Below are 24,827 nucleotides of genomic sequence, written 5' to 3' on the forward strand. Positions count from 1 at the left end.
ACTAATTCATTTTTTTATTCAACCATTGAATGTATTTCTCTGGAAAATAGCTGATAACAAACAGTGCATAGTTATCGAGCCGGAAGGGGGCAGATTGAATGGCTTTGCGGATATAGCTTCTGGCTTTTACAGGCATGTGATTGTTGAGCAGCAGCTTTTTGCCGCATAAGGCAAAATAAGCCCCGTGCCGTATGCTGGCAGTGGCGTTTTGCTTTTGTACTATGCCGGTGAGTTCTGCACCTTCAGCAGCGGTGATAACGCCCCGTTGTAATATGCCATACTTTAACACGCGAAACCGCCGTCCCCGCCACTTTTCATCGATAGTAACAGATGCGGGGTTAAACCGCACCTGGATAAGTGGGGCAGGGAAATTATAAAACTTGCCTGCTGAGCTTAGTTTTACCCACAACAGGTGGTCTTCCATATTCATGGCTAAAACCGGGTAACCGCCACATTGTAACACTGCCTGCCTGCGGTACATGACACTGGAATGTGTAAAGGGGCAGCTGGTATGCAGGTGTTGCTTAATAGCATCATTGGAATGTGCATGGCAGGAGTAGTAGCACAGGTACTCGCCCTGTTCGGAAATGTACTCTGCATCGCTGCCGGTGATCACATAATCAGGATGTGCATCCAGGTAAGTCATTTGTTGCTGTAGCCGGTTGGGCTGGCAAATATCATCTGCATCAAAACGGGCGATATATTCTCCCCGGGCTAATGACAGGCCTTTGTTTAAGGCAGCGGCTACGCCACTGTTCGGTTGGTAAATAAGCCGGATGCGGGTGTCGTTAAAAGATTGAATAACTGCTGTGGTGTTATCGGTAGACCCGTCGTTCACTATCAATAGTTCAAAATGCGGCATGGTTTGGGACAGCACCGAAGCAATGGCTGCCCCTATATAAGGTGCTGCATTATAGGCAGGCATTAATACAGTTACTTTTACCGGGTGCATACGTTTTCTTTTATATCCACGAAAAGCAATAGCTCTATCACGAACAGAACGGATAATTGTTCAAACCAGTAATCCATTAACAACACTCCTGCTGTTAATAACAGTATGGGAATGCCAAAGCTGAGAATGCGATAGCGTCTGGCCCAGAACCATACATAGCCGGTGATAAACACCAACAAGCCAGCTATGCCATATTCGCCTATTACCTGGTTGTAAACGGCATTGGGTGTATTGGCTATGGAGTGCAACTCGGCATCTTTGCTAAAGAAACCCAGGTGTATGGCCAGGTGATGACTTCTGAAATCGGGATGGCTGTAAGACAGGCTGGCGGGATAGCTGCCTGCAATGTTTAGCGCGGTAGCGCGAAAAGCCAGTTTAGACGAGAAGTTGGCAGGGCCGCAACCAGTGAGTAATCTGCCGGGGTGTGCCTGAAAGTATTGCCAGGTTTGTTGGAAGGCAAGCAGCTTGCCCGGTAAATGGTACGTGCTATCATTGTTAAGTGCATTGTCATTGGGATGTTGCTTTATATAAGTAAGCAATGTTTTTTGAAGGATAGTGGCTGTATCTCTTATGCGTTGAAACGGTTGCGAGTGAATACTGGGTTGTGGTATTTCGGGCCGGGCCACAAACAAGGGTGTTATGGCTGCCTGTGTGGTGACGGTGGATGTGCTTTTTGGCAGCTGTTGCCGTGCTATCAGCTGGCTGATGCTATCGAGGTAATGTTTGGCAAAGGACATCCTTTGTTGCTCTTCAGTAGGAGGTATCGTGTCTGTTACAGTATCGGAAGTTATAGCGGGTGCCTTGCTGCTACCAGTGGTTATTTTACGTATCAATTTGAGTGCGTAATCATCGTTTTGCGGAGATACCTTCACCATAAAAATGATCACGAGTGTACAGCAACAAATAATGATGCTTTTTTGAGCGCGGTCGCTGGCCGCAATAAAGCAGTACAATAACACCACTATCAGCATCAGGCAGGTGAAGTTGCTGCAGGCAAGCAGTACACTTACCATACATAGTAACGTTAGCAGGGCCTTACGCCGGTATAGGCTGTATATAACGCCTGCAGCGCTGATAACGGCATTAGTGGTAGAAGTATCGAACGAGATGCCTTTGATACGGTCGCCTGTGCTGATAAAATACTTCTGGTACATTCCCTGGAAGCGGTAAGGATTGATTACGCCTGCGTCCAGCATAATGATGGCGATTTGTGCAAAGGAAACCAGTGCGTTAATGGTAAAGAAGGCTATCAGGGTGTTGTGTAATACCGTAGTGGTGTTCATTTTTACTGCCAGCTGTAACTGATGCACTGCCAGTATACACGCAGCCCAAAAGCCGATGGCAATGGCAAATGCCACCAGATAATGTGTGTTGGCGAAGCCTTTATACAGCAGTAAGTCTATGCAGGCAATGCCTATTATATACAGGTAGAAAGGGGGCATGCCTTCTTTGATATAACCAAACCGGAAACGGAAATCGGGCCGTACACAATAGATAAATGCCAGTGCTGCCAGCTTTATCACCAGCTTTACATTCATCAATAGCAATAAAAACAGGAGCAATTTACCATCTACCTGCTGAAGCCATTGCCGGATATAAGTTTGTATACGATGCATGTATAGTTAATATAGGTAATGGCCGGAGCCTGCTGGTTTAGTTCAGGTATCGGCCGTCAAAAAATGTGACACTAGTGAAAACTCTTTCTTCGTTCGCAATCCACACAGGCTTGCCAGCAGTATGTATAGTATTATAGCTGCGGCTAAAGCCGGTATAAAAGCAAGCGGGGTTAGCCGCACCAGTATAATGGAGGTGAGCGCACACAATGGGTGGCACACGATGGCATAGCTTACCCGCGCAAACCGTATTTGCCTATCCTGGCGGAAATACAGTACTGTTTGCACCAGTAGTGACAACAGGCAGGCGAGTGCTGCACCTTCTTTTTGCAATAGTGGTATCAGCAGGCAGTTGCCTGCTATATTTACTGCACAGGTAATGGCTATTACCGCCAGCAGGCCTTGCAGGCGATGTTGCGCAAAACCACTTGTCCACAAAACGTTGGATACATATAGTAAAGGTGTACAGAAGGTGAGAATGAGTATAGTATTGCTGTTGACGGCGCCGTACTTGCCGGCGGTTACCAGGTCTACCAATGGCGTCCACAGCATATTGGTGATAACGATAAGGAAAGAAGCGATCAGCATTTCCAGGCGCAGTATGGCATAAATACCAGAAAGATCTTTGCGCTGCTGCTGATAGTGTTGTACAAAGCGTGGAATTAACAAAGGGGCAATAGCCAACAGTGGAAGCGTGATAATCTCGTATACTTTATAGGCAAAGCTGTATTCAGCCAATTGTGTATCTGATACGGCTATCCCCAGCAATAACCAGTCGAACCGTGATAAGATAGCGGTACAGATGACAATGCCTAATTGTGGCAGGGCTTCGCGTAGCAGAAGGCTATAGGCTTTTTTATCAGGAACAAACCGGATGGATTGTATGCTATGGCGATGATATAGATATAGGGTGCATAATAGTTCTGCCGTATCGCCCAGGATAAACAATACTATTACGGTGTGCAGCTGAATGCTGTGCAAGGCTTGTGCTATTACCAGTGCAATGCCTTTTACCACGTTGGATACAATAGACATGCCTGCCAGTGTTGAAAACTGCTCGCGTCCTGCAGTTACTTGTTTATAAGGAGTAGCTATAAATGATTGAAACTTACCCAGGCTAAGGAGGAAAATAACCGGCAGCAAAGGCTGTGCGGGAAACAGCAGCCATATCATCGCCAGCAGGCTATAGAAAAGTGCGCCCATACCCAGTATATGTATCATATAAAGAGATACTATAGTAGAGGGTGATTCGCCAGCAGCTATTTTTTTCACTGTAAGCTGGTCTAGCCCGAAAGAGAGAATGCTGAAACATATCAACAGCAATGCCAGGCAGCCATTGAGCTGCCCAAAACCGGGTTTGCTTAACTGCCTGGACAAAACATAGAATATCACCAGGCTAAACAGCTGATTAGCTATTTGTTGCAGGATATTGGCTGAAATGTTTTTGAACAGTTTTTTTTGCATGATAGTATATAGCGGCCAGGTTGTGTATAGTGTATACGTATATAGTGCAGCGTGGTTGCCTGGGAGGGGAGAAAAATATTCCTTGGCTTGCGGTTGAGATGACTGGTGGAGGAATAATAGGTGTTTATGCTTTGGGGTGAATAGAAGGGCTTTTTAATGTGTATCAGTGAAACAGGTGATGGCAGTCATTACATATGGAGATGAGTGTATTTATCTTTACTGCTGTACTAACCGGTTCATTCGCTAATATGTTTACAATGAATACTTATGAATAAAGAATGGCATTTAAAACATCCGATGCCGCAGCCCGCTACTAAAGAAGAGAGGATGAAGTGGCATTTGGCGCATAGAAAATACTGTGCATGTCGCCCCATACCAGATAAACTATTGGAAGAGATGAAGAAGCTGGGATTGTTGAAATAAAATGTCTTATTGTTTATGAATGTTTTCAGGTGATAATTCTTCGGGCGCTTCTGCTGTAATAAAAGGGCAAACCGGAAAGGATGATGCTTTCTGGTGGGATGAGCTGGAAGATTAGCCGGTTAGCATTCCTTTTTCTTATTTCCTTTGCCCTTTTTGATTTTATGAATAGGAAGCAGGCATAAGAGTTGTTTTTATGCTTGCTTCCTGGTATAGTTAGGAAGGCGTTTTTATGCTGATAATTCTTTGTATATCTCCATATAGTCTGCCACCACCCTTTCCCGGGAGTATCTTCTGACATTTAAGTAGGCCAGTGAAGTATTTTTTTCACGGAGTGCATTGTCTTTTATAACCGTAACTATGCCGGATCTTATAGAGTCAACATTATACGGATCAACAAATACTGCGCCCTGACCTGCTACATCGGGCATCGCTGAACAATTGCTGGTTACCAGGGGGAGGCCTGTGCTTTGGGCCTCCAGGATAGGCATTCCAAAACCTTCTTTAAGGGAAACATAGGTGAGGATGTCTGCTTTCAGATATTCGGCGTGTACTTCCTGAAGGGTAAGTCCGGAAAGCCAGATGTAGTCTATTTTACACTGCAATAACAGCTCTTTTATTTCACTATTATGTTTTCCTATAATTACAAGTGTTACGGGCAGGTTTTCCAGCGCGCGAATAAGGCGGTTTACGTTTTTATTATAAGCGGTTCCTATTTGCAGTATGCGGGGCTTTTCTGCATTAAACTTTCGTTCAACAGGTTGATAAATGTCATCTATGAAGTTGGTGACTACCGCAAGTTTGCCGGGTTTAATGGTAACATGTTCCAGTAAATCTGTTTTTACTTCTTCAGAAATAACTACCACTTTATGGGCCAGAGCCACAGGGATTTTTACCCATAGCCATTTGTATATAAGCCGGGCAATGCCTTTGGTGCGACCTATAAAAGCAACATCGTGCATGGTTAACATTCTTTTGCTTCGTAGTGCACCCAGTAAGGCATAATGTACATCACCGGTTACATGCACAATTTCGTTTTTGTGTTTAAATAGTGACAGAAGATTTTTTAGTCTGGGTAACAGGCCTTTGCTATAATGAGGTAAGGTTTCCCCTTTAACGGGTATACCTGTTTGTATAAACTCTTTATGTAGCTGATTGAATAAATATTCAATACTATAGGCGGTTGGAAACGGTTTTCGGAAAATGAGTCTGACTGCTTTCATAGTGTGGCTTTTAGTTAGTTATGTAAATGGAAAAATTAATTATCTACCCATGTTTCTTCGTCTAAAACATATGTGACGTTTGAACAGCCTTGTAATATAGATGCCGGAATAGCTTCATTCATAGAGTCCTGAACAGCACTTTTTACAGCTTGTTTTTTGCCTTTTCCTGATGCAATCAGAATGGTTTTTTTGGCCTGGGAAATGATATCCAGTCCAAGCGTAATGCCTTTTACAGGAACCTGTGAGCGACAGTCAAAAAAGCGACTATTGGCTTCGATGGTACTATCGCTTAATGCGACTACTCTTGTTTTTGAATCAAAAGCGGAGCCGGGTTCATTAAAGCCGATGTGGCCGTTGTGGCCTATGCCATGCAATATAACATCTATACCATTTGCCTTTCTGATGGCCTGCTCATAATTTTCGAGATAGCTGGTGTTATCGTTGTTCAGTAAATAATATTCCCGGATACCTAATGGTTCTATGATTTTCTTTTTCAGGAAGAAGGCATAGCTTAGTGGATGGTTATCTGATAAGCCTAAGTATTCATCCATTTGAAAAAGAACCACTTTACTCCAATCTAACCGGTGTTTGTAATTATTGATGAGTAACTGATATACTCCTTCCGGTGTGCCCCCGGCAGACAGTACTATTACAGCTTTCTGATATTTAGCAATAGCCTGGGTAATTTCATTGACGAGTGCATCTACGGCGAGGTTGCTTAATAAGATATAGTCTTTTACTATTCTTATGTTGATATTATTGATTACATAGTGCCTGCTTTTTTGAAGAATAGCGGGTATGTCTGGTTGCTTAAAAGAGTGTACATAAATTTTGTGATTGCTTTCTCTTATCCAAAGATCTTTTACATCTGTCATTAAAACAGTTTTGTTTTCATTGATCTGAACAATGATGTTTTCGCAATCAAAAAGAACAGGTTGTTTTTGGGATGCAGGATTGGCGGCAAATCTTGTTTCTTTTGCCTGGATGATTTCTTTTATTTTCTTTTTCGAATTTGCAGGCATAACAAGAATGTCGCCGTTGCTGTTTACTACTACCGTCAGGTCTGTTATTCCTTCTGTTATCAGCTCGTAAGGGGCTTCTGTCATTAGCAGGCAGCGCGTGGTTTCAGATGTGGTAATGGCGCCTTTGATTCTGTTTTGAGCATCATCCTGCTGAAGCATTTTTGACAGTTCTTCGTAGCTGCCCACATCGCTCCATTCCATCTGAGCTCTGAGAAAAATGTGCTGTAAAGAATCTTCAGGTTGTATCTTCTCTAAAACGGAATAATCAATTGAAATTTTAGTGAGCTGATTGTATAGCGTTTCCAGCTCGTTTATAGAAAGGGTATCCATTCTCCTTTCTATTTCCTGCAAAACCTGATATTCCTGTGGCTGATAGGTGTTAAAAGCGTCCAGGATATTGTCAACTGTCCAGCTGAAAATATTAGTATTCCACAGGTATTGTCTGGCTGCTACAAATTCATCTGCGGTTTTCTGATCGGGCTTTTCAATATATGCCAGACCATAAAAAGCTTTTTCTGAAAAGGGGGCAGTTGCACCGCATTGCATATAACCATAGCCGGTATGGCCGTAGGTAGGGGCTATGCCCACACTAACAAGGTATTTTCCTTGCCTGGCTATAAAGGCGGCTTCCTGAATGCTTTCCTGGAATTGTGTAACGGGGCTGATATGCTGGTCTGATGCCAGCAATACTACAGTAGCGCCTGGTACTTTTTTCCTGATAAAGACAGAGGCGTATCCGATAGCAGGAGCAGTGTCTCTTGCATCGGGCTCTACTATAATATTTTCAAAAGGAAGTTCAGGCAGCTGTTGCTTTACCAGGTGAACATATTCCGCAGCTGTAGATACAAATATCCTGTGAAAGGGGACAATGTCTGTTACCCGTTGTACGGTCAGCTGTAACATTGTTTTTTCTGCAATGAGGCGCGTGAATTGCTTGGGACTTTTAGCAGTGCTTATAGGCCAAAGTCTTGTTCCAGTGCCTCCTGCTACAATAAGTATCACGAGTTCGGATGAAATAGTAAATGACATAGATCAGTTGAGTGGGTGCAAGGGTAAATTGCGAATATATATGAAAATAATCTATTTTGTTTTGGCTTTTTTCATTTAAATAAGGGGGGTGTGAGTAAAATGCACAGGTGTGTAAAATGCAATGCGGGTGGCTGTGCCAGCAGTTACCATTGCCTTATGTTTGTTCAGATGACAAAGTATGAGCAGCGGCAAAAGTAATAAGCGATAAAAGAAGCAGTTACAACAAAACTGATAAAGATGCCAATTTCGTGCGTAGGAAAAAGATCATATGAAGAACGGTCAACTACTTAACAACAGATGCAGGTTAGGTAGTGAGTAAAACTATCAGTGGTTAGAAAACAGACGAATCGCAGGCTACGTAAAGTATAATAACTTTGATCATAATCAGAACGCAACGGTTTCTTTGTTTTTGAATGGGGTAATGTTTTTGGGACGAATCGTATTGGTAGTGATGTTAGAAAGTATTGGAAATCTCATGGTTATTTTTTAAATATAAGCAATGGCAGATAGAGAAAGTACCAATGTGCAAAGGGAAAAGCCAGCAATTGTGCTAATATTGTGCTTGTAATGGAATCCACTCAGAACGAAAATATTATAGAAAGCTACTGGGAGCTTTTAAAACACCTGGATGTAAGCACCCGACTGGCATTGATAGCTCGCCTGGTACAAAGTCTGCAGGCCGAAGTATCTTCTGCTACAGGTTCTTTTTCCGGTGGATCTGCGGCTTCTACTGTTGCAACCGGACAGGCTAACAGCGATGATACTTTCTGGTGGGATGAGCTGGAGAGTTAGCCACCGCAGTAGTCGCCTGTTTGGCAAATGAGATGGACCGGGTATTTTTGTTCTTCCAAAAGCTTCATGTAGCTATCCGTATCTGTAAACACTTCTTCGAAATCTTTAAAAGAGTATTCCCTGCTATAGCTGACTTGCTTTTTAAAGCTGTCTTTAACGGGCAGTTTACCTGTCACTTCAAATTTATCTTTGAAAGTAGCCAGTTCGTTATGTGCTACAGCATGATAACGTAAAGTGAATAGCAGGTTGCGTTTTCCGGCGTATTTCCATATCTCGCCAATAGTGGGCTGCATGGCAAGCAGGCTATCTGTATTATGTTCTGATGGAACCAGTTTACCTGCAACAAAACTGTGTAACATGTTAGGATAGGTTGCTTTGGTGGCGCCTGTGTAAGTGGTCATTACCAGGTCGTACATCCATTCTGCTCCCACAAGCCTTACCTGTGTGCAAATGGCTGCGCGGTAACTGCCATCTTTCAGCTGAAAGGTTAGAAGTTCGTCCGGCTTAAAAAAGGGGGAGGCTTCCGCTGTTTTTTCCGGTTTGGGGTTATCCTGCGTGGGGGCTGGCTTATTACATTGAGTTTTGTAACAGAGTAAGCAAACGACTACTATCAGGGCAATTTGTGTGATGCGGCCTATCAGGGCTAATTTTTTCATGTAAGAATGGTTAGGGATGTTGTTACACAAATCTAGGAAAATCTGCTGCATAGTTTTAGTTTTCCTTTTGCTTATTGCAATCAAACCCCTACATTTGCACCCCGACGATTTGGTAGCTCAGTTGGTAGAGCAATACACTTTTAATGTATGGGTCCTGGGTTCGAGTCCCAGCCGAATCACAAAAGGCGCTGTTATCAGTGCCTTTTTTATTGCCCGGTGGGGAAGAGTTACCAGGAAATATTTGCGCAAATAAACCTTACTATCCTGATCTTTGAGCATGGCCAGTACTTTTCCCGTATTATACACCCAGCGGTTAATGTTAAGGCAATTGCACACAGACGATTTGCCTGCCTTGTTGAAGTATGTCAACAACCCCCACATAACCGACAATATTGTCAACTTTCCTTATCCTTACCTGGAGTATCATGCAGTGCATAGGTTAAGCTATGTGTACCAGGGTTTTGTAAAAAAGAGTCACTATGTTTTTGCCATGATATTCCGGGACGCAGAACCGGAAGAACTGGTAGGGGAAGTGAGTCTTCACCTGAACGGTACTGGCAGTGTTGCGGAAATAGGTTACTGGATAGGAGAGCCTTTTTGGGGGCAGGGTATCACCACTGAAGCGGTGGAAGCAGTGATACGTTTTGGGTTTGAAAAGTTGGCACTTGCTTCCATTTTTGCAGAGTGTCATGTGGATAATAAAGGTTCTGAACGGGTATTGGTACGTAATCACATGGTGAAGCAGGAAGATAAAAACAGCGTGGCTAAATATATTATCCATAACCCGGCAAAGGCGTAAGGTTGCTATTCGCTTTTTAACATGAGGGTGCCAGTGAAACCGAGTGTGGGCAATAACTGACTGATATGCTGCGAAAGGTCGCCGGCACTTATAATACGTAATACTTTGTCGCAATCTTCCAGGTCAACATGCCAATCTTCTATACCATCTATAGGGTCGAGTATTGCTTTCAGTTTGGAGTGATCTTGCCTGGTGTTGATATTCGTATAATATATCAGTATCATGTTGGCAATGGTTATAAGGTAATGATATGGAGTACAATATTCGGTGATTTTATGCCGGCAGGAAGCAGGTTGGTTGTGAACTGGACAAAATGGGCTTTCATGCATCCAATTCAGGGGCTGAACAGTGGAGCGTTGCCGGAACAGAAGCTTGCTGTCAAAACAATTTTTACCATTTGCTGTTTATCATCTGTCATCAATAGTGCTATCGGATAGCCGCAGAATGTAACCTATAAAACAGGAACCAACAATGGAAGACTTATTTATCTGGTTTAACAGAACACAATTGCCATCGGGTTATCCATTGAAAGAAGATACGGTGTTGAAGTCTTCATATGATGCAAAGAGTGCTACAAAAATGCCGGATCAGGCCTGGAAAACATTCAATCATCATACTATGTCTTTTCCGCCAACAGGCACACATCAGTTTCCGGAAGAGATGTACCTGGTGGTTACTAAAAAATATCCTGCTATACACTTTGATTATTTTGATTACGGTTATTATGTGAAGCTGGTATCCGGCCGGTTTTTGAGCTTTATGGAGGAACAGGGAGTAACTGCTGATTATTACGAAAAGGCGTTACTGCATATAGTGGATATACAAGGCCATTCTCTGGCAAACCAGGGTTACCATGCTTTGCGGTTTGGAAAATTTGATGATCAGTTGTTGAATTGGCCGGTAGAAACGCGAAAGCGTGCTGCAGGCTTTAAAGACTTTTTTCTTTACCCGAACATGCAGTTAAAAGCGCCTGTGGAAGGTAAGGGGCTTTTTGTGTTGTTTGAATTTTGTTACAACAATACACTGGTGTTTACACAACAGGTAAAGGATGTTATATTGACGCAGTTTATCAGCCCGGAAATATACAAAGTAGCAGACTTCCCTTTTGTATTCAACAACCAGTATAAGTGGGATGTATTGCCGGCAATGAATGATTATAAGCAGCGTTGAGGAATGCTTTGTGCAGTTCTCTATGTTTTCATTGTGTTGTTGTACGGCAGGGATGTTGTACCGCTTGCAATAAAGCTTGCTGTATAGGGTAGGTTTCAGCAGGTGGTATAATCTTCAGAAGTTAATCATTATCAAAGTATTTTGAAAAAACTTTGGGTGGAATGTTATAAACTTATACATTTGCACTCCGTTTCAGAAAAATATTCTTCGGAATTAAGATGAACGGAATGATTTGGTAGCTCAGTTGGTAGAGCAATACACTTTTAATGTATGGGTCCTGGGTTCGAGTCCCAGCCGAATCACAAAACAAGAATAGCGTAAGCGGTTTTTGTTCTACAGTTCACAAAAATATATAGGTTCGATTTGGTAGCTCAGTTGGTAGAGCAATACACTTTTAATGTATGGGTCCTGGGTTCGAGTCCCAGCCGAATCACAAAGGCGCTAGTAGTAGCGCCTTTTTTATTTTATCTATCTGCTGGTTATGTTCTCTTCTCTGACTCCATAACTTTTGTACATGATCCCGTCTCTGCCCTTGTTGCTATATCAAGTGGTAGTGTGTCTGGCTGGTTGGTAAGAGTGATGTTTTTGTTTGGTGAAGGTGGTGTTTGCCTGTCAGGTGAACACAAAAGGCGCTATTACTGGCGCCTTTTGTGTTTCAGGTAGGTTTAAGGATCAAGGGTGTTTGGTTTTTGAGTCTGAGAATGAAGGTGGTACAAGTTTTTTTAGAAAAAATGAACCTTGTATTTTTAACGTACGTTTTTTTACGTACCTTTAGTTTATGAGTTTGTTTAAGAAAGATACATCTGTTGAAGTGGTGCCTACAAAAGGGGAGTTGGATGTGTTGCAGGTGTTGTGGCAGTATGGTCCTTCAACGGTTCGTTTTGTACATGATAAACTGAACGAGCAGAAAGAAGCGGTAATATATACCAGCACCTTAAAGCTGATGCAGGTGATGAAGGAAAAGGGAATGTTGGATCGTGATGAGAGTAGTATGAAGCATGTGTATAGTGCTGTGCTGGAAGAAAAGAGGATCAAAAGCACTATGTTGAACCGCTTTGTGGACTCTATGTATAACGGGTCGCCGGCTGATCTGATAGTGGCTTTGCTGGGCAATGACAAAACTTCGCCGGAAGAAATTGACAAGGTAAAGGAGTTATTGAAAAAGATGGACAGTAAATAATCAAACGTATAATTATGCGATTGTGTGTAAACCTCTCTATTATAGGTGACCGGCTTTTGCAGGCTTTTAGCTGGATGCTGATACATTCGCTGTGGCAGGGATTGTTGCTGGCTATTGTGGCGGCTGTTTGGATGCAGCTGAGTAAAAGAGGGGTGGCTCGTGTAAGGTATGCGGTTGTGCTTGCATTGCTGGGGCTTTTTATAATAGCGTGTGGCTGCACTTTTATTCATGAGTTAAGCGGTGCGGCTCATGCCATAGTGCCGCTGGCAGAAACTATAGGGCACAATGCCTCGGGGTGGGTGTACTTATCATCTGTTCAGGGGTGGGTGGTAGTGAGTGTGGATTTTATCTCTGCTCATGCTTTCTGGCTGGTGTTGATATGGGCGGTATTCTTTGTTTGGCGTAGTGTAAAGATGGTGCAGGGGGTGAGGTATTTGCAGAGGACAAAGTATCGGTATACACAAATTGCGATTGACTGGCAGGAGCGCTTTACGGTGCTTTGCGGTCAGCTGCATATTAAAGGGCGTATCCGGTTGCTGGAATCGGCATGGGTTAAGGTTCCTATGGTAATAGGGCATTTGAAACCGGTGGTGCTGATGCCGGTGGGATTGTTGGCCGGGTTGCCTGTTGAGCAAGTAGAAGCGGTGTTGTTGCATGAACTGGCACATATACGCAGGTGTGATTACCTGGTGAACCTGTTGCAGGTAGTAAGTGAAACGGTGTTCTTTTTTAATCCGGGTTTCTTGTGGGTGTCTGCTTTGTTGCGGGATGAGCGGGAGCATTGTTGTGATGATGTAGCGTTGGAGCAAACAGGTAACAAAAGAGGGTTTATAGAAGCGTTGATTCGTTTTAAAGAACATGCTATGAGTGGGCCTGGTGCAGCCGTGGCTTTTCCTGGTAAAAAGAACCAGTTGTTGCATAGGGTAAGTCGCATTATTGATAATAAAAATCAATCGCTGGCAGCGGGAGAAAAGATGTTTTGCGTGGCTGGTGTGCTGTTGTTATCGTTTGCTTTGTTAGTGGCGGCTATTGCGCAGCTGCGGAGTGTGGAAAGTGAGGTGTTGAGCAGGCGAGGTGTTGTATCTGATGATGTGAATAGTGTTGCTATGCAGCCGGAGTTGATGTCAGTGGTTTCAGATGATAATACAACGTTGTTTACAAAGGAGGAAAAGCGAGGGTTTGTGGCAACGAAACAGCCGGTTGGTAATGTGGTGGTTACCGGGCCTGTGGCTACGCGAAGCGGGGCGACTGTTGTTGAAGCGGTGGTGTTGAGTGTTGTCCGGGAGAAATTGGAGTATAAGAGGGCTGCTATTAAAGAAGAGGTATTATGTCAGCAAGAGTTACGGAAGTTGGATCAAACTCAGGCGGGAAAAGACAGGCAGCAGGTAATGTTGAATGCTGTGCAAGCGGAAAGGAACAGGCTGCTGGCGGAAATGGATAAAGTGCAGGCGGAACGGGATAGGGTGCAAGCTGCTAAAGATCGCCAACAGGCTGCAAGAGACTGTGAGCAGGCAAAGCTGGACAGGTTACAGGCGGAAAAAGATCGCATACAGGCGGATAAAGACCGTGCGCAAGCAGATAGAGATCGTGTGCAGGCGGACAGGGATCGCGCAAATGCTGAAAAAGACAGGCTGCAGGCTATGAAAGATCGCGAGATTACTTCGCATTTGTAATACAATTTCTTTTATTTATCAGAAGCGTTGAATGCTGTGCTATGGCGCGGCTGGCGGGTTATTGCCATTACTATTCTAAAACCAATAATTATGTGTTGATTTTTTTACAGTAATCATCTGTAACAGGGTGTGTTTTGCCTGTTCTGTTCATTTTTTTTTTACAACCCCGGTGGTAGCAGAAGGTTTATTGTCTGTGCGGCCTGGTATTATTTATAAAATTTAAAATTATTATTAAGATGAAACGATTCCATTTAAAACATGGCTTTATGCTGGCTGCGTGCCTGGTGTTTTCAATGACATTGCAGGCGCAGCGAACAAAAGTTCGTACAGTAACTCAATACGGCAGGGATGCCAATGCCGGTAAAGAGCAAATCTCTATCGATAAGGACGGGAAGGTGTGGCAGCTTGAGTTTGTGAATGATAAGCTCACCTCGTTGAAGGTGGATGGTGTGGTGGTTCCGGAAGAGAAATGGAGTGAATATGATTCGTTTGTTAAAGAGGTGCGTGAGCAGTTGAAGCGTGATCGTATACAGGCGGAGGAGGATAGGAAGCAAGCTGATAAGGATCGGGTGCAGGCGGAGAAAGATAGACAGCAGGCTGCAAAAGACAGGGTGCAGGCTGACAAGGACAGGCAGCAGGCGGAATTGGATAAGCTACAGGCAGAGAAAGACAGGGAGCAGGCGGAGCTTGATCGTATACAGGCAGAAAAAGATCAGGAACAGGCCGTGAAAAACATAGAGCAGGCAAAGTTGAATCGCGAACAGGCAGAAAAAGATCGTCAGCAGGTTGATAGAGATAGGGCGCAGGTGGAAAAAGACCGGCAGCGGGCCGCTCTTGATCGTGTTCAGGCAGATAAGGACAGGGTACAGGCGTCAAAGGATAGGGAACAGGCGAAGCTGGATCGTGTGCAGGCAGATAAAGATCGTGCACAGGCGGAAGCAGACAGGCAGTTGTTGGAGGATCTTAGAAGCGATCTTGTAAGTGATAGGTTGATAGCCGATAAAAAAGAACTGCATGAACTTACGCTGAACAACAATGAAATGACGTTGAATGGTGTGAAGCAGCCCGATAGTGTGGCTAAAAAGTATCAGGCAAAATATAGTCGTTTAGTGAAAGGTGGGTTGAGTTATAGCGTGAATGGTATGAGTACGCAAGTGAAAATAGGAGGTGATCGTTAAAGGAGTTGTCTCTGATTTTTATTCAGTCCCGCAGCTTTTGTACATGATCCCGGGCGTGCCTTATGGGCGACCTGGTTTTGCGGATAGGTATAAAAACGAGAAAGGCGCTGTTTCAGCGCCTTTTGTGATTCGGCTGGGACTCGAACCCAGGACCCATACATTAAAAGTGTATTGCTCTACCAACTGAGCTACCAAATCTTCCTGATTACTTTATCACTTTGCAGTGATGTGTTCCGTAATTGGGAGTGCAAAGATAGGAGTATTTGTATTCCTTCCAAATTTATCTCAAAATATTTTTTCTCTTCTCTTCTTGTCTTTCATACAGTTAGATGCGTGAAGTGTTTATTTTTGTGCGTATAACCATAAGCACATATCATGAGTTCATTACAAAATAAAGTAGTGGTGGTAACAGGAGGTTCGGAAGGAATAGGCAGGGCCTTAGTGGAGTCTTTGTTACAGCAGGGTGCTAAAGTAGCTACCTGCAGCAGAAACTATGATAAGCTGTATCAGTTGCAAACCTTGAATCCCAACAAACCATTATTCATTTACCAGGCCGATGTTAGCAGCGAGCAGGATTGTCACACTTTTATTGATAAAGTAGTGAAGCTGTACGGCACTATTGATATATTAGTGAACAACGCCGGCATTAGCATGCGCGGTTTATTTGCAGAAACAGATCTGGAAACCCTGCGCAAGGTGATGGACGTTAACTTCTGGGGCACCGTATACTGCACCAAGTTTGCACTGCCTTACATATTACAGCAGAAAGGCTCTATAGTGGGTATTTCTTCTGTAGCGGGTTACCGTGGCCTGCCGGGTCGTAGCGGTTACTCGGCTTCTAAGTTTGCCGTGAATGGCTGGATGGAAGCATTGCGTACCGAACTGATGGAGTCGGGAGTGAATGTAATATGGGTGTGTCCGGGCTTTACTGCTTCCAACATACGCAATGCAGCATTGAACGAAGATGCCAAACCCATGGGTGAGGGCCTGATGGATGAAGGCAAGATGATGACAGCGGAAGAGTGTGCTGGTTACATTTTACAGGCCATTGAAAAGCGCAAAAGAACATTGGTGCTTACAGGCACCGGCAAACAGGCGGTATTTATGAATCGCTTTTTTCCGGCGTTGGCTGATAAGCTGGTAAGAAAATTCTATTACAAGGAAGGCAAACTGGTAAAGTAATTGTACCATAGCTAACGCATGCCCATTATCACGCTTACAACAGACATAGGCCAGAATGATTACATTGTTGGTGCTATTAAAGGACAGTTATTAACTGCTGATCCTTCCTGCAATATTGTGGACATAACACACTGTTTATCGCCCTTCAATTATCTGCAGGCTGCGTATATATGTGGCAATGCCTATAAATATTATCCTGCCGGCACTATACATATATTGCTGGTAAACCTTTTTGATACCCATCCGGATCATATGCTGGTGGCATCGCATAACAACCAATATATTGCCTGCCCTGATAACGGTATACTTACACTGATAACAGGGGCCAAACCTGCAGACATAGTGGCCGTTCCGATAGAGCAGCAAAGCAGTATGGGCGTGTTGCAAATAACCCAGTCGCTGGCGGCTGCATTGGGGCTGCTGATGAAAGGGGCTGCATTGCCGCAAATTGGCGATCCGCGTGTGAAGATGGAAGAAAAGTATCCGTTACGTGCTACCGTTGGGCCTGACTGGATGGAAGGACAGATTATTTTTATTGACAACTTTGAGAACGTAGTGGTGAACATTACGCAGCAGGAATTTGAAGAACAGCGGAAAGGACGTAAGTTTAAGATAGTGTTTACCCGTAATGAGATGATTGATACGCTAAGCCGCAACTATGCTTCGGTGGCCGCAGGCGAAAAGCTGGCCTGGTTTAACTCGGCCGGTTACCTGGAAATAGCTATCAACAAAGGTAACGTGGCGGGCCTGTTTGGTTTGCAGGGCTTTTCAGAAACGGCTAAACATGCTACACTTCACAATAAATGGTTTTACCAGACGGTACGTATCTTTTTTGAATAACAACAACCCTACTGTATATGCGGCGTTTTTTACAATATATCTATTCTGTTTGGGCGCTGCTCTGGTTTGTACTATTGATGATAGTGGTGTTGCCACTGGTGTTACTCACTGCTTTACTAGGTAAACAACGTGGCGGGCCGGTAGTGTATTTTTTATGCCGGTGGTGGGGAAGGCTTTGGTATATAATAACCGGTATTCGCCATAAAGAAGTGTATGAGGCGCCGCACGACAAAAAGCGTCAGCACATATTTGTAGCCAATCACAGTAGTTATATGGATATCCCCTGTGCGGTACGGTGTATTCACCAACCTATGCGGGTGCTGGGAAAAGCTGAAATGGTAAAATATCCCGTGTTTGGCATTATTTACCGCATGGCGGTGATACTGGTAGATAGAAGTAGTGCCAAACGCCGGGCAGAAAGTATGCTGCATTTAAAGGCAGCTGTGCATAGTGGAATTTCAGTGTTTATTTTCCCGGAGGGTACTTTTAATGAAACCCCGCATCCATTAAAGAATTTTTTCGATGGCGCTTTTCGTATTGCCATAGAAACGCAAACTCCTATTAAGCCCATATTGTTTGTTGATGCAATTGACCGTTTGCATTATCGCGGTTTACTGGAGCTAACACCAGGTAAAAACAGAACCGTTTTCCTGGAAGAAGTGGATGTTACCGGTTTAACGATGGCAGATGTGTCTATGTTACGCAATAAAGTGCATGGTATTATGGACGCAGGCATGCGCAGATACCGCCATTATAAAGATGTTTCTACCCAACAGGCTACCTGAATTTCAGGGGTGGAACCCCTGAAATGTTAAAAAAAACAAAAAGGTAGATTTTCGATAGCCCTTTTTGGGGGTTCGAACGTCTTTATAACACTAGGAAGTTGGATTCCTATCAAAAGTGTTTAGTTTTCTCATGTATATACCCCGGAATTGTTTCTACTCTTCCGGCTTTTTTTTATCCATAAGTGACGTTCTTCTGTCTATCAATGTGTTACCGCACTTTTAATCCGCATACACAGCCGCCTGGGTGGTGAGTGCATACTTTTCGCGGTATGCTTTGGGCGAAAGGCCGGTGATGCGTGTAAAAAGGATGCGGAAAGATTTCATATCGCCATAGCCCACACTATACATAATGTCTGTAATGCTATCATTGGTATGTTCCAGCAAATTACGGGCAGCTTCAATACGTGTGTTTTGCAGGTAATTGATGGGGGTAATGCCGGTAGCTTGCTTAAAACGGCGCATGAAGTTGCGCGGACTAACAGGCATATTCTTCACCATGCCATCGATGGTGGCTATTTCCATGTACTTACTTTCAATTTCCTGCTGGGCTTCTTTTACCAGGCTATCTGAATGGCTTTTACTGGGCTGGAAGCCGGAGAAATATGCCTGTTGGTTGCGGTCCATATCAATAGAAAATAGTTTGGCTATCTGCACAGCAATGGGCCTGCCGCAATATTTCTCTAACAGGTGCAACATCAGATGAAAGCTACAGGTAGCGCCGCCACTGGTATACACATTGCTATCGTGTGTAACCACTGCTTCGGGACATAGCTTTATTTCGGGAAAGCTGTTTTGTAAGGCATCGGCATACATCACATGGGTAGTGGCCTTTTTGCCATTAAGCAGGCCGGATGCAGCCAGCAGAAAGGCCCCGCTACAAAAGCTACCAATAGCTGCACCCTGCGCATATTGTTGTTGTAGCCAGGGTATAAACTGCTGGTTGGCCTGCAGCGCATCAGCTATTGGTATCATGCCAAAAGCAGGCAGCAGAATAAGCTGGTATTGTATACCCGAAGCAAGCTGGCTTTCATCTACCATCTCTATATGAAAAAACGGGGGATGCCCTTGTTGTTGGTATAACCAGTTCACCGATTCAAAAACGTCAATAATAGACGCGGTGCTTAATAAACGGTTTTCGCATGGCTGGGCTACGGCTAGATGTATCATATGAAGCGAATGTTTTAGACAATGACAAATTAGCTATTTTTAGATAAATAACATCTTTTACATGCCGTTTCAATAATTTATATCTATCAAATATGGATTAATGATTTAATAACATAGCTTTGAATAGAATATACCCCAAATCCATGTCCTTCGCCAAAATTCTCCCCCAATGTTGAAACGGATATGGCCGCTGTTAAGTGGCATTATGGCGATTACAGGAGCTGCACATGGACAGAGAAAAGCTTCGGTGCCCAATGGATTGGTGCGTGGGCCTTATTTACAGGTAGCTACAGAAACAAGTATAATGGTGCGTTGGCGAACCGATGTATCGTGCAGAAGCAGGGTGCGTTTTGGGGCAGCAGCCGGCAAGCTGGATAAACTTACAGATGATTCTACCTTAACAACAGAACATATTGTTACCCTGCGCAACTTAACGCCGCATACCAGGTACTACTACAGCATAGGCAGTTTTAACGACACGTTGCAAGGTGGAGCAGATACCTATTTTTATACATTGCCGGAAGCAGGCAAGGAAAGCTTTTACCGCATTGGTGTGTTTGGCGATTGTGGCAACAACTCGGTAAACCAACGGAATGTAAAAAATCAGTTTTTGCAATACTTAGGCGAGCAGTATATGGATGCCTGGATTTTGCTGGGTGATAATGCTTATTACAATGGAACGGATGCCGAGTTTCAGGCGAAGTTCTTTAATATATATAAGGATGACCTGTTAAAGCGTTATCCTGTGTATCCTTCACCGGGCAACCACGATTATCATGATGTGGATTTTCCGGCAGCGACAGAATCGGCACAGAGAACACACGCGATAGATTATTACAAGAATTTTTCCATGCCTACGGAAGCAGAAGCGGGTGGTGTGCCTTCACATACACAGGCTTTCTACTCTTTTGATGTAGGTAACGTGCACTTTTTATCGCTGGACTCCTATGGTAAAGAGGCCAACGAATACCGTTTGTATGATACATTGGGGCCGCAGGTGCAGTGGGTGAAGAAAGATCTGGAAGCCAATGCCAACAAGGGTTGGGTAGTAGCTTACTGGCATCATCCGCCTTACACCATGGGCTCGCACAACTCGGACACAGAAGATGAACTGGTGAAGATAAGAGAGAATTTTATCCGCATATTAGAGCGTTATAATGTGGACCTTATTTTATGTGGCCATAGCCATGTGTATGAAAGGTCGCGTTTAATGGAAGGCAACTACGGTATGGAAACTACGTTTAATGCGGCTAAGCACAATGTAAGCAGTTCTTCCGCTTTGTTTGATGGTAGTGCTAATTCCTGTCCTTATATCAAAGACTCCTTACATGGCAATGGTACCGTTTACGTGGTGAGCGGATCGGCCGGGCAACTGGGCGGTATGGAAAAAAGCTTTCCGCATGATGCCATGTTTTATTCCAATGCTACCGATGGTGGTGCTGCCGTACTGGAAGTACAAGGCAACCGTTTGGATATGAAATGGATTTGTGCAGATGGGGTGCAGCGTGATCATTTTACTATGATGAAGAACGTAAATAAACGTTCTGTAGTAAAAGCAAAGCGTGGCGAAAGTGTTACATTAACCGCTTCTTATGTTACCGGTAATTACCACTGGAGCAAAAGCAGTGAAACTACTAAAAGCATAACGGTGAAGCCTACCGCGTCTAAAACTGTATACACAGTTACAGATGATAACGGCTGTTTGAAAGATACTATTGAGGTGATCCTGGAAAAGTGATGAGTGATGCGCAATCTTGTGAAGTTTTTTATAGTTATAGGATTTCTGGTTGCTAGTCTAGCACTAACCACGGCCCCTTCAACGCCTTCCATGGCTGTTGATAGGGCCGTTTTTCATTTCCGGCTGCAGGCTGACAGTTTTGCCACCGCTGCCGGCGACCTCTACCAGAAAGTATTACTGGTAAATGAAGATTCGAACAGTGTGATTGCCGCACGTAAAGCATTGGTGCAATGCCGGCTGTATTATAAAAGGATAGAGTATTTTCTTGCGTACTTCTTTTTTAGTGAAAGCACGGTGTACAATGCCCCTCCCAAGTATGAGATTGAAGAGCCTTATATGGAATACCAGCATCCCGCAGGTTTGCAGGTAATAGAAGCGTTATTATACGAGGATAGCGTGTGGCTGCACCGGAAAGAACTGAATGAGCAGGCTGAGCTGGTGAGTAGTTCGGCCAGTGCTTTATCCTCTTTATTATATGGCTTTAAAGCAAGTGATGCACAGTTACTGGAAAGTATGCGGCTGGAACTGGTGCGGGTAATTGCCCTGCATATTTCGGGGTATGATGCCCCCTTACTGAAGTCGGGTGTGGCAGAAGCAGCCGAGGCTTTAACTGCTTTTGAACATAACCTGCTACCGTTTACAGAAAATAAAGTGCCGTATAGCGATAGTGTGGCTTACTATGTAAAAGGGGCTATCCGCTATTTACATACACCGGTTGACTTTGATAGTTTTAACCGGCTGTATTTACTGCGTTGTTACCTGCTGCCTTTACAGCGTTGTTTAGGTGTGATGATTGCTGCCAGTGGTAACAATATGCACAGTATTTCAGCGTTGAGTTATAAAGCTTCTCATTTGTTTAGTGCAGATGCATTGGATATCACTGCGTTTGATAGCAACAAAGTAGTAATGGACAGCGCGTTGGTGAGTTTAGGCCGGCAGCTGTTTGCAGAGAATGCTTTATCTGGTAATCAGCAACGAAGCTGTATAAGCTGCCATAAGCCTGATGCCTATTTTGCCGATGGTCTGGCGCGCAGCCAAACTGTTGATGGCCGTGGCGAATTGCCGCGCAATACTCCTACATTATTGTATTCCGGCTATCAGCATGCACAGTTTTGGGATGGCAGGGCAAGTAGCCTGGAAAAGCAGGTGCGGGCAGTGATGTTGAGCAAGGCAGAAATGAATGCCGATACATTGGTGGCTATGCAACGTTTGCAAAAGAAAGGGGTATGGCAAAAGTCGTTTAAAAAGGCTTTTCCGGCAGAAAGCGGTGATATTACTATGGATAAAGCTGCGAGGGCTATCGCGGCCTATGTACGTACATTAGCGCCTTTTAATTCGCCATTTGACAGATATATCCAGGGAGACACCACCGCATTAACCGCTAACCAGCAATGGGGCTTTAATTTGTTTATGGGCAAGGCGCAGTGTGGCTCCTGTCATTTCGCTCCCTTGTTTAATGGGCTTACCCCGCCATTATACCAGCTCACTGAATTTGAAGTGCTGGGCACCACAGCTACCGATGCTGCCACTGCGGCTATAGCAGATACAGATAATGGCAGATACGATGTATTTCCTATTTCGTTTTATAAACAGGCCTTTAAAACACCTACGGTGCGCAATGCGGCGGTTACGGGGCCTTATATGCATAACGGCCGTTTTCCTACGCTGGAATCGGTGATAGAATTTTATGATAAAGGAGGTGGAGAAGGCCTTGGTGTGCCCACTGAAACCCAAACGCTGGCTACAACGCCTTTGCATTTAACAGATGCGGAGAAGAAAGCGCTGGTGGCGTTTATGGAAGCGTTGACGGATAGCAACAAAACAATACCCGCATATAAGACACCCCGGTAAGGGCAAAGTTTACTGGAAACAAGCTGCGGGAGGGCTTTAGGTAAAGTTCAATAGTAATGTTTAGTTAATAGTGAATTATCTCATTACGGGTTATGTGTTTTGAGCCTGCATTTGAGGGTTATTGGCAGTGTTAGCGTTTGGGTGGCCGGCATACTGGCCGCTATTGGCTACAGCCTTGTATTCGTCTTCCATCTGGCGCATGTATTGTTGCAGTTCAATATGGTCGTTTTTCCGGAAAGGAGCAGTGGTGGTGCGCAGTCGTAATATACGACTGGCCCTGAAATCACGATACTCGTTGCGCATCCAGCACCAGGCTATGAGATGCCAGTTGAGGGAGTAAAATATCAGACCTATCACTTCTACGTTGCGTTTGCTAACGGTGCCGGCGAGGTTCTGGTATTCCATTTCCAGTACGGTTTTGCTGGTAATGGCGCTTTGTATTTCTGTAAGCCACGAAAAGTCGTTGCTACTACCACAGGGTGACCAGGTGGCAATATTGTCCTCCAGTTGTTCCAGCTTGTCTTTTTGCGTTCCTCTTAATACGGCTTTTACCTTATTCAGGGCGCTGGCATAATGCTTTTGAACCGATTTATCACCAAAGCGATTGGTGATGGCTTCCATCAACAGCAGGGCATTGGCTTCTTCATTGGTAAAGGATACCGGGGGCAAAAAATAGCCCTGTACAATAAAGTATCCTTTACCTTGTTCAAAACTAATAGGGATGCCGGTTTCGCCCAGGGCTTTAATATCCCTGTACACGGTTCTTACACTCATAGAAAACTTTTCGGCAATGAAGTCGGCCGTTACAAATTTCTTTGATTGCAAAGTTGTTAAAATGGCAAATAGTCGGTCAATCCGGTTCATACCTCAAATGTACTGTTTTACCTCAAAAAGGCGCAGTAAATGGGTTGAATGGTAGCCTTATGGAGAAGGTGGTTCCCCTGTTTTCTTCGCTTATAAAACTGATTTCTCCTTTGTGCATTTTAATGATTTCCTTAGTAATGTACATGCCCAGCCCGGTAGATCCTTCGCCGGCTGTGCCTGCCCGGCGGGCGCGGGAAAACTTATCAAATACATATTGCTTCAAATCAGCAGGTATGCCAATGCCGTTATCGGAAATAGTAACGGTAAAGCTATTCTCCGACTCATGACAGGAGAGTTGAATAAAGCTATTGCTGCTACTGTATTTAACAGCGTTGGACAGCAGGTTGTGTATTACCCGGTGCAGCTTTACCCTATCGCCCATAAAGTAGCGGGGAGCGGGGAGAGATAAAGTATGCAGGGTTATGTTTTTGCGGGTGAGCAGCCCCTTGAGCGGCGGTAAACAGGATTGTATAAATTCATTTACCTCCAGCGGAATCAGCACCAGGTCGTCTGTTTCCAGTTTTTCGCTTAATAGTAAGTCGTTGATAATTTCGCGGGCCAGATCCACCGAAAGGCTTACAAAGTTGAGTAGCTCTTTATTCTCTTCTATAGGGCTGTCGTTTTGCTGCAACAGCTCGTTAATGCTGCTGATATTGGCCAGCGGACTTTTTAAATCGTGCGCCATGGTTTGCACTACGGCCTGCTGCTGTTCGGTTCTCTGATACAGGAATTGTACAATGTCTTCAATAAAAACGGCACCGGTGATCTCGCTGTTTTCGTTATGAACAGGCAGGGCCGGAAACCCGGATAGTTTCATGATCTGTAATACATCCTGCACCGTGTGTTGCGGTTGCACAAAGGGTTTGGGCACCAGACAATCTATTAGCCGCAGGCATTGCTTTTTGGCAATGTCTACCGTGGTAATTAACCCTATCGGTTTCTGTTGTTCTGTTACAATAGCTGCTTTAATGCTGATGACCCATTCTCTTACATTGTCGGTAGGGGTGTAAGCATCAATTTGCGGGATGTTTTTGCGGATTAATTGGTGTATTGTAGTCTTCATACGATTATCTCCTGTTCCGTGTTACGGAACACTTTGTGGTACGGGTAAGAATGATGGTTAGTATGAAGCAGGGTGCGTTGAGTGTGTGGATTAATAAGGCACACGTCGCCTTGGGAGGAGTGAAGTCTTTTTCATCGGATACGGATTTTCATGTTAAGAATCAGCC

22 protein-coding genes and 4 tRNA genes are annotated in these 24,827 nt (G+C 44.2%); 15 read left to right on the forward strand and 11 right to left on the reverse strand.

All coding sequences use genetic code 11. The features are described 5' to 3' along the window. Window position 1: 1 nt before the first annotated feature. The 3 genes from FLA_RS07710 to FLA_RS07720 are packed head-to-tail and all read right to left on the reverse strand — an operon-like array spanning window position 2 to window position 4,029. A complete protein-coding gene (locus FLA_RS07710; RefSeq protein ID WP_076381294.1) occupies window positions 2-952 on the reverse strand; it encodes a glycosyltransferase family 2 protein in 951 nt (316 codons plus the stop codon). After that, entirely contained in the window at window positions 940-2,568 is a 1,629-nt protein-coding gene (locus FLA_RS07715; RefSeq protein ID WP_076381293.1) for a hypothetical protein, read from the reverse strand. Before FLA_RS07715 ends, FLA_RS07710 begins: the two co-directional genes overlap by 13 nt. A gap of 42 nt (window positions 2,569-2,610) precedes the next feature. After that, entirely contained in the window at window positions 2,611-4,029 is a 1,419-nt protein-coding gene (locus FLA_RS07720; RefSeq protein ID WP_076381292.1) for an oligosaccharide flippase family protein, read from the reverse strand. Between the two features lie 267 nt (window positions 4,030-4,296). Between FLA_RS07720 and FLA_RS31400 the strand changes: the two genes are divergently transcribed. Then, on the forward strand, window positions 4,297-4,452 hold the full coding sequence (locus FLA_RS31400; RefSeq protein WP_159445160.1) for a hypothetical protein: 156 nt from the start codon (window positions 4,297-4,299) through the stop codon (window positions 4,450-4,452). Window positions 4,453-4,679: 227 nt separating this feature from the next. Here FLA_RS31400 and FLA_RS07725 read toward each other — a convergent pair whose 3' ends face one another. Together FLA_RS07725 and FLA_RS07730 are read right to left on the reverse strand one after the other, a co-directional pair. Beyond that, window positions 4,680-5,672 carry a glycosyltransferase gene (locus FLA_RS07725; RefSeq protein WP_076381291.1) on the reverse strand — a complete coding sequence of 331 codons (993 nt, stop codon included), beginning with the start codon at window positions 5,670-5,672 and terminating at the stop codon, window positions 4,680-4,682. A gap of 35 nt (window positions 5,673-5,707) precedes the next feature. Next, window positions 5,708-7,723: a sugar phosphate nucleotidyltransferase gene (locus tag FLA_RS07730; RefSeq protein WP_076381290.1), complete on the reverse strand. Its 2,016-nt coding sequence runs from the start codon at window positions 7,721-7,723 to the stop codon at window positions 5,708-5,710. 567 nt (window positions 7,724-8,290) lie between these two features. Between FLA_RS07730 and FLA_RS07735 the strand changes: the two genes are divergently transcribed. Next, window positions 8,291-8,515, forward strand: coding sequence for a hypothetical protein (locus FLA_RS07735; RefSeq protein WP_076381289.1), 225 nt, complete (start codon window positions 8,291-8,293; stop codon window positions 8,513-8,515). On the opposite strand, the gene FLA_RS07740 is transcribed toward FLA_RS07735, so the two are convergent. Then, window positions 8,512-9,171, reverse strand: coding sequence for a hypothetical protein (locus FLA_RS07740; RefSeq protein WP_144264116.1), 660 nt, complete (start codon window positions 9,169-9,171; stop codon window positions 8,512-8,514). The two genes, FLA_RS07735 and FLA_RS07740, sit on opposite strands and share 4 nt — an antisense overlap. A 106-nt stretch (window positions 9,172-9,277) precedes the next feature. On the opposite strand from FLA_RS07740, the gene FLA_RS07745 reads away from it, so the two are divergent. Further along, window positions 9,278-9,350: transfer RNA gene (locus tag FLA_RS07745), tRNA-Lys, on the forward strand. A 137-nt stretch (window positions 9,351-9,487) separates the two neighbouring features. Next, window positions 9,488-9,970, forward strand: a complete 483-nt coding sequence (locus tag FLA_RS07750; protein WP_231940406.1) for a GNAT family N-acetyltransferase — start codon at window positions 9,488-9,490, stop codon at window positions 9,968-9,970. A 5-nt stretch (window positions 9,971-9,975) separates the two neighbouring features. Here FLA_RS07750 and FLA_RS07755 read toward each other — a convergent pair whose 3' ends face one another. Next, window positions 9,976-10,194 (reverse strand): hypothetical protein, encoded by a 219-nt coding sequence (locus FLA_RS07755; RefSeq protein WP_076381286.1) that lies wholly within the window; start codon window positions 10,192-10,194, stop codon window positions 9,976-9,978. Between the two features lie 247 nt (window positions 10,195-10,441). On the opposite strand from FLA_RS07755, the gene FLA_RS07760 reads away from it, so the two are divergent. The 6 genes from FLA_RS07760 to FLA_RS07785 all read left to right on the forward strand — a co-directional run bounded on the left by FLA_RS07760 (window position 10,442) and on the right by FLA_RS07785 (window position 15,171). Then, a complete protein-coding gene (locus FLA_RS07760; protein WP_076381285.1) occupies window positions 10,442-11,140 on the forward strand; it encodes an Imm43 family immunity protein in 699 nt (232 codons plus the stop codon). 229 nt (window positions 11,141-11,369) lie between these two features. Further along, window positions 11,370-11,442, forward strand: a tRNA-Lys gene (locus tag FLA_RS07765). Between the two features lie 58 nt (window positions 11,443-11,500). Next, window positions 11,501-11,573: transfer RNA gene (locus tag FLA_RS07770), tRNA-Lys, on the forward strand. 345 nt (window positions 11,574-11,918) lie between these two features. Beyond that, window positions 11,919-12,320, forward strand: a complete 402-nt coding sequence (locus FLA_RS07775; protein WP_076381284.1) for a BlaI/MecI/CopY family transcriptional regulator — start codon at window positions 11,919-11,921, stop codon at window positions 12,318-12,320. A 14-nt stretch (window positions 12,321-12,334) separates the two neighbouring features. Beyond that, window positions 12,335-13,993 (forward strand): M56 family metallopeptidase, encoded by a 1,659-nt coding sequence (locus FLA_RS07780; RefSeq protein WP_076381283.1) that lies wholly within the window; start codon window positions 12,335-12,337, stop codon window positions 13,991-13,993. Window positions 13,994-14,229: 236 nt separating this feature from the next. Further along, complete coding sequence (locus FLA_RS07785) at window positions 14,230-15,171, forward strand: hypothetical protein (RefSeq protein WP_076381282.1); 942 nt, start codon at window positions 14,230-14,232, stop codon at window positions 15,169-15,171. Window positions 15,172-15,296: 125 nt separating this feature from the next. Here the strand turns inward: FLA_RS07785 and FLA_RS07790 are convergent. Further along, window positions 15,297-15,369 (reverse strand) — tRNA-Lys (locus FLA_RS07790). Between the two features lie 177 nt (window positions 15,370-15,546). Between FLA_RS07790 and FLA_RS07795 the strand changes: the two genes are divergently transcribed. From FLA_RS07795 to FLA_RS07805, 3 genes are read left to right on the forward strand one after another with little or no spacing between them, the layout of a single operon-like run. Then, window positions 15,547-16,353, forward strand: a complete 807-nt coding sequence (locus FLA_RS07795) for an SDR family oxidoreductase (protein WP_076381281.1) — start codon at window positions 15,547-15,549, stop codon at window positions 16,351-16,353. An 18-nt stretch (window positions 16,354-16,371) separates the two neighbouring features. Then, on the forward strand, window positions 16,372-17,193 hold the full coding sequence (locus FLA_RS07800) for an SAM hydrolase/SAM-dependent halogenase family protein (protein ID WP_076381280.1): 822 nt from the start codon (window positions 16,372-16,374) through the stop codon (window positions 17,191-17,193). Between the two features lie 17 nt (window positions 17,194-17,210). Then, entirely contained in the window at window positions 17,211-17,978 is a 768-nt protein-coding gene (locus FLA_RS07805; protein ID WP_076381279.1) for a lysophospholipid acyltransferase family protein, read from the forward strand. A 219-nt stretch (window positions 17,979-18,197) separates the two neighbouring features. Here FLA_RS07805 and FLA_RS07810 read toward each other — a convergent pair whose 3' ends face one another. After that, window positions 18,198-19,145 carry a GlxA family transcriptional regulator gene (locus tag FLA_RS07810; RefSeq protein WP_076381278.1) on the reverse strand — a complete coding sequence of 316 codons (948 nt, stop codon included), beginning with the start codon at window positions 19,143-19,145 and terminating at the stop codon, window positions 18,198-18,200. A 169-nt stretch (window positions 19,146-19,314) separates the two neighbouring features. On the opposite strand from FLA_RS07810, the gene FLA_RS07815 reads away from it, so the two are divergent. Next, complete coding sequence (locus tag FLA_RS07815; protein ID WP_076381277.1) at window positions 19,315-20,883, forward strand: purple acid phosphatase family protein; 1,569 nt, start codon at window positions 19,315-19,317, stop codon at window positions 20,881-20,883. Between the two features lie 90 nt (window positions 20,884-20,973). Beyond that, complete coding sequence (locus tag FLA_RS07820; protein WP_197705872.1) at window positions 20,974-22,734, forward strand: cytochrome-c peroxidase; 1,761 nt, start codon at window positions 20,974-20,976, stop codon at window positions 22,732-22,734. Between the two features lie 90 nt (window positions 22,735-22,824). On the opposite strand, the gene FLA_RS07825 is transcribed toward FLA_RS07820, so the two are convergent. Together FLA_RS07825 and FLA_RS07830 are read right to left on the reverse strand one after the other, a co-directional pair. Then, a complete protein-coding gene (locus FLA_RS07825) occupies window positions 22,825-23,598 on the reverse strand; it encodes a helix-turn-helix transcriptional regulator (RefSeq protein ID WP_076381276.1) in 774 nt (257 codons plus the stop codon). Between the two features lie 22 nt (window positions 23,599-23,620). Next, the gene (locus FLA_RS07830) at window positions 23,621-24,661 is read right to left on the reverse strand and encodes a sensor histidine kinase (RefSeq protein WP_076381275.1); all 1,041 of its coding nucleotides are present in this window, start codon (window positions 24,659-24,661) and stop codon (window positions 23,621-23,623) included. Window positions 24,662-24,827: the final 166 nt, after the last annotated feature.

The organism is Filimonas lacunae (genome assembly GCF_002355595.1).
In the GTDB taxonomy this organism is placed as follows: domain Bacteria; phylum Bacteroidota; class Bacteroidia; order Chitinophagales; family Chitinophagaceae; genus Filimonas; species Filimonas lacunae.

Excerpts from the sequence above, each read along its gene's own strand:
- FLA_RS07710 (WP_076381294.1), bottom strand. The coding sequence starts at position 952 with ATGCACCCGGTAAAAGTAACTGTATTAATGCCTGCCTATAATGCAGCA.
- FLA_RS07715 (WP_076381293.1), bottom strand. The coding sequence starts at position 2,568 with ATGCATCGTATACAAACTTATATCCGGCAATGGCTTCAGCAGGTAGAT.
- FLA_RS07720 (WP_076381292.1), bottom strand. The coding sequence starts at position 4,029 with ATGCAAAAAAAACTGTTCAAAAACATTTCAGCCAATATCCTGCAACAA.
- FLA_RS31400 (WP_159445160.1), top strand. The coding sequence starts at position 4,297 with ATGAATAAAGAATGGCATTTAAAACATCCGATGCCGCAGCCCGCTACT.
- FLA_RS07725 (WP_076381291.1), bottom strand. The coding sequence starts at position 5,672 with ATGAAAGCAGTCAGACTCATTTTCCGAAAACCGTTTCCAACCGCCTAT.
- FLA_RS07730 (WP_076381290.1), bottom strand. The coding sequence starts at position 7,723 with ATGTCATTTACTATTTCATCCGAACTCGTGATACTTATTGTAGCAGGA.
- FLA_RS07735 (WP_076381289.1), top strand. The coding sequence starts at position 8,291 with ATGGAATCCACTCAGAACGAAAATATTATAGAAAGCTACTGGGAGCTT.
- FLA_RS07740 (WP_144264116.1), bottom strand. The coding sequence starts at position 9,171 with ATGAAAAAATTAGCCCTGATAGGCCGCATCACACAAATTGCCCTGATA.
- FLA_RS07750 (WP_231940406.1), top strand. The coding sequence starts at position 9,488 with ATGTTAAGGCAATTGCACACAGACGATTTGCCTGCCTTGTTGAAGTAT.
- FLA_RS07755 (WP_076381286.1), bottom strand. The coding sequence starts at position 10,194 with ATGATACTGATATATTATACGAATATCAACACCAGGCAAGATCACTCC.
- FLA_RS07760 (WP_076381285.1), top strand. The coding sequence starts at position 10,442 with ATGGAAGACTTATTTATCTGGTTTAACAGAACACAATTGCCATCGGGT.
- FLA_RS07775 (WP_076381284.1), top strand. The coding sequence starts at position 11,919 with ATGAGTTTGTTTAAGAAAGATACATCTGTTGAAGTGGTGCCTACAAAA.
- FLA_RS07780 (WP_076381283.1), top strand. The coding sequence starts at position 12,335 with ATGCGATTGTGTGTAAACCTCTCTATTATAGGTGACCGGCTTTTGCAG.
- FLA_RS07785 (WP_076381282.1), top strand. The coding sequence starts at position 14,230 with ATGAAACGATTCCATTTAAAACATGGCTTTATGCTGGCTGCGTGCCTG.
- FLA_RS07795 (WP_076381281.1), top strand. The coding sequence starts at position 15,547 with ATGAGTTCATTACAAAATAAAGTAGTGGTGGTAACAGGAGGTTCGGAA.
- FLA_RS07800 (WP_076381280.1), top strand. The coding sequence starts at position 16,372 with ATGCCCATTATCACGCTTACAACAGACATAGGCCAGAATGATTACATT.
- FLA_RS07805 (WP_076381279.1), top strand. The coding sequence starts at position 17,211 with ATGCGGCGTTTTTTACAATATATCTATTCTGTTTGGGCGCTGCTCTGG.
- FLA_RS07810 (WP_076381278.1), bottom strand. The coding sequence starts at position 19,145 with ATGATACATCTAGCCGTAGCCCAGCCATGCGAAAACCGTTTATTAAGC.
- FLA_RS07815 (WP_076381277.1), top strand. The coding sequence starts at position 19,315 with ATGTTGAAACGGATATGGCCGCTGTTAAGTGGCATTATGGCGATTACA.
- FLA_RS07820 (WP_197705872.1), top strand. The coding sequence starts at position 20,974 with ATGGCTGTTGATAGGGCCGTTTTTCATTTCCGGCTGCAGGCTGACAGT.
- FLA_RS07825 (WP_076381276.1), bottom strand. The coding sequence starts at position 23,598 with ATGAACCGGATTGACCGACTATTTGCCATTTTAACAACTTTGCAATCA.
- FLA_RS07830 (WP_076381275.1), bottom strand. The coding sequence starts at position 24,661 with ATGAAGACTACAATACACCAATTAATCCGCAAAAACATCCCGCAAATT.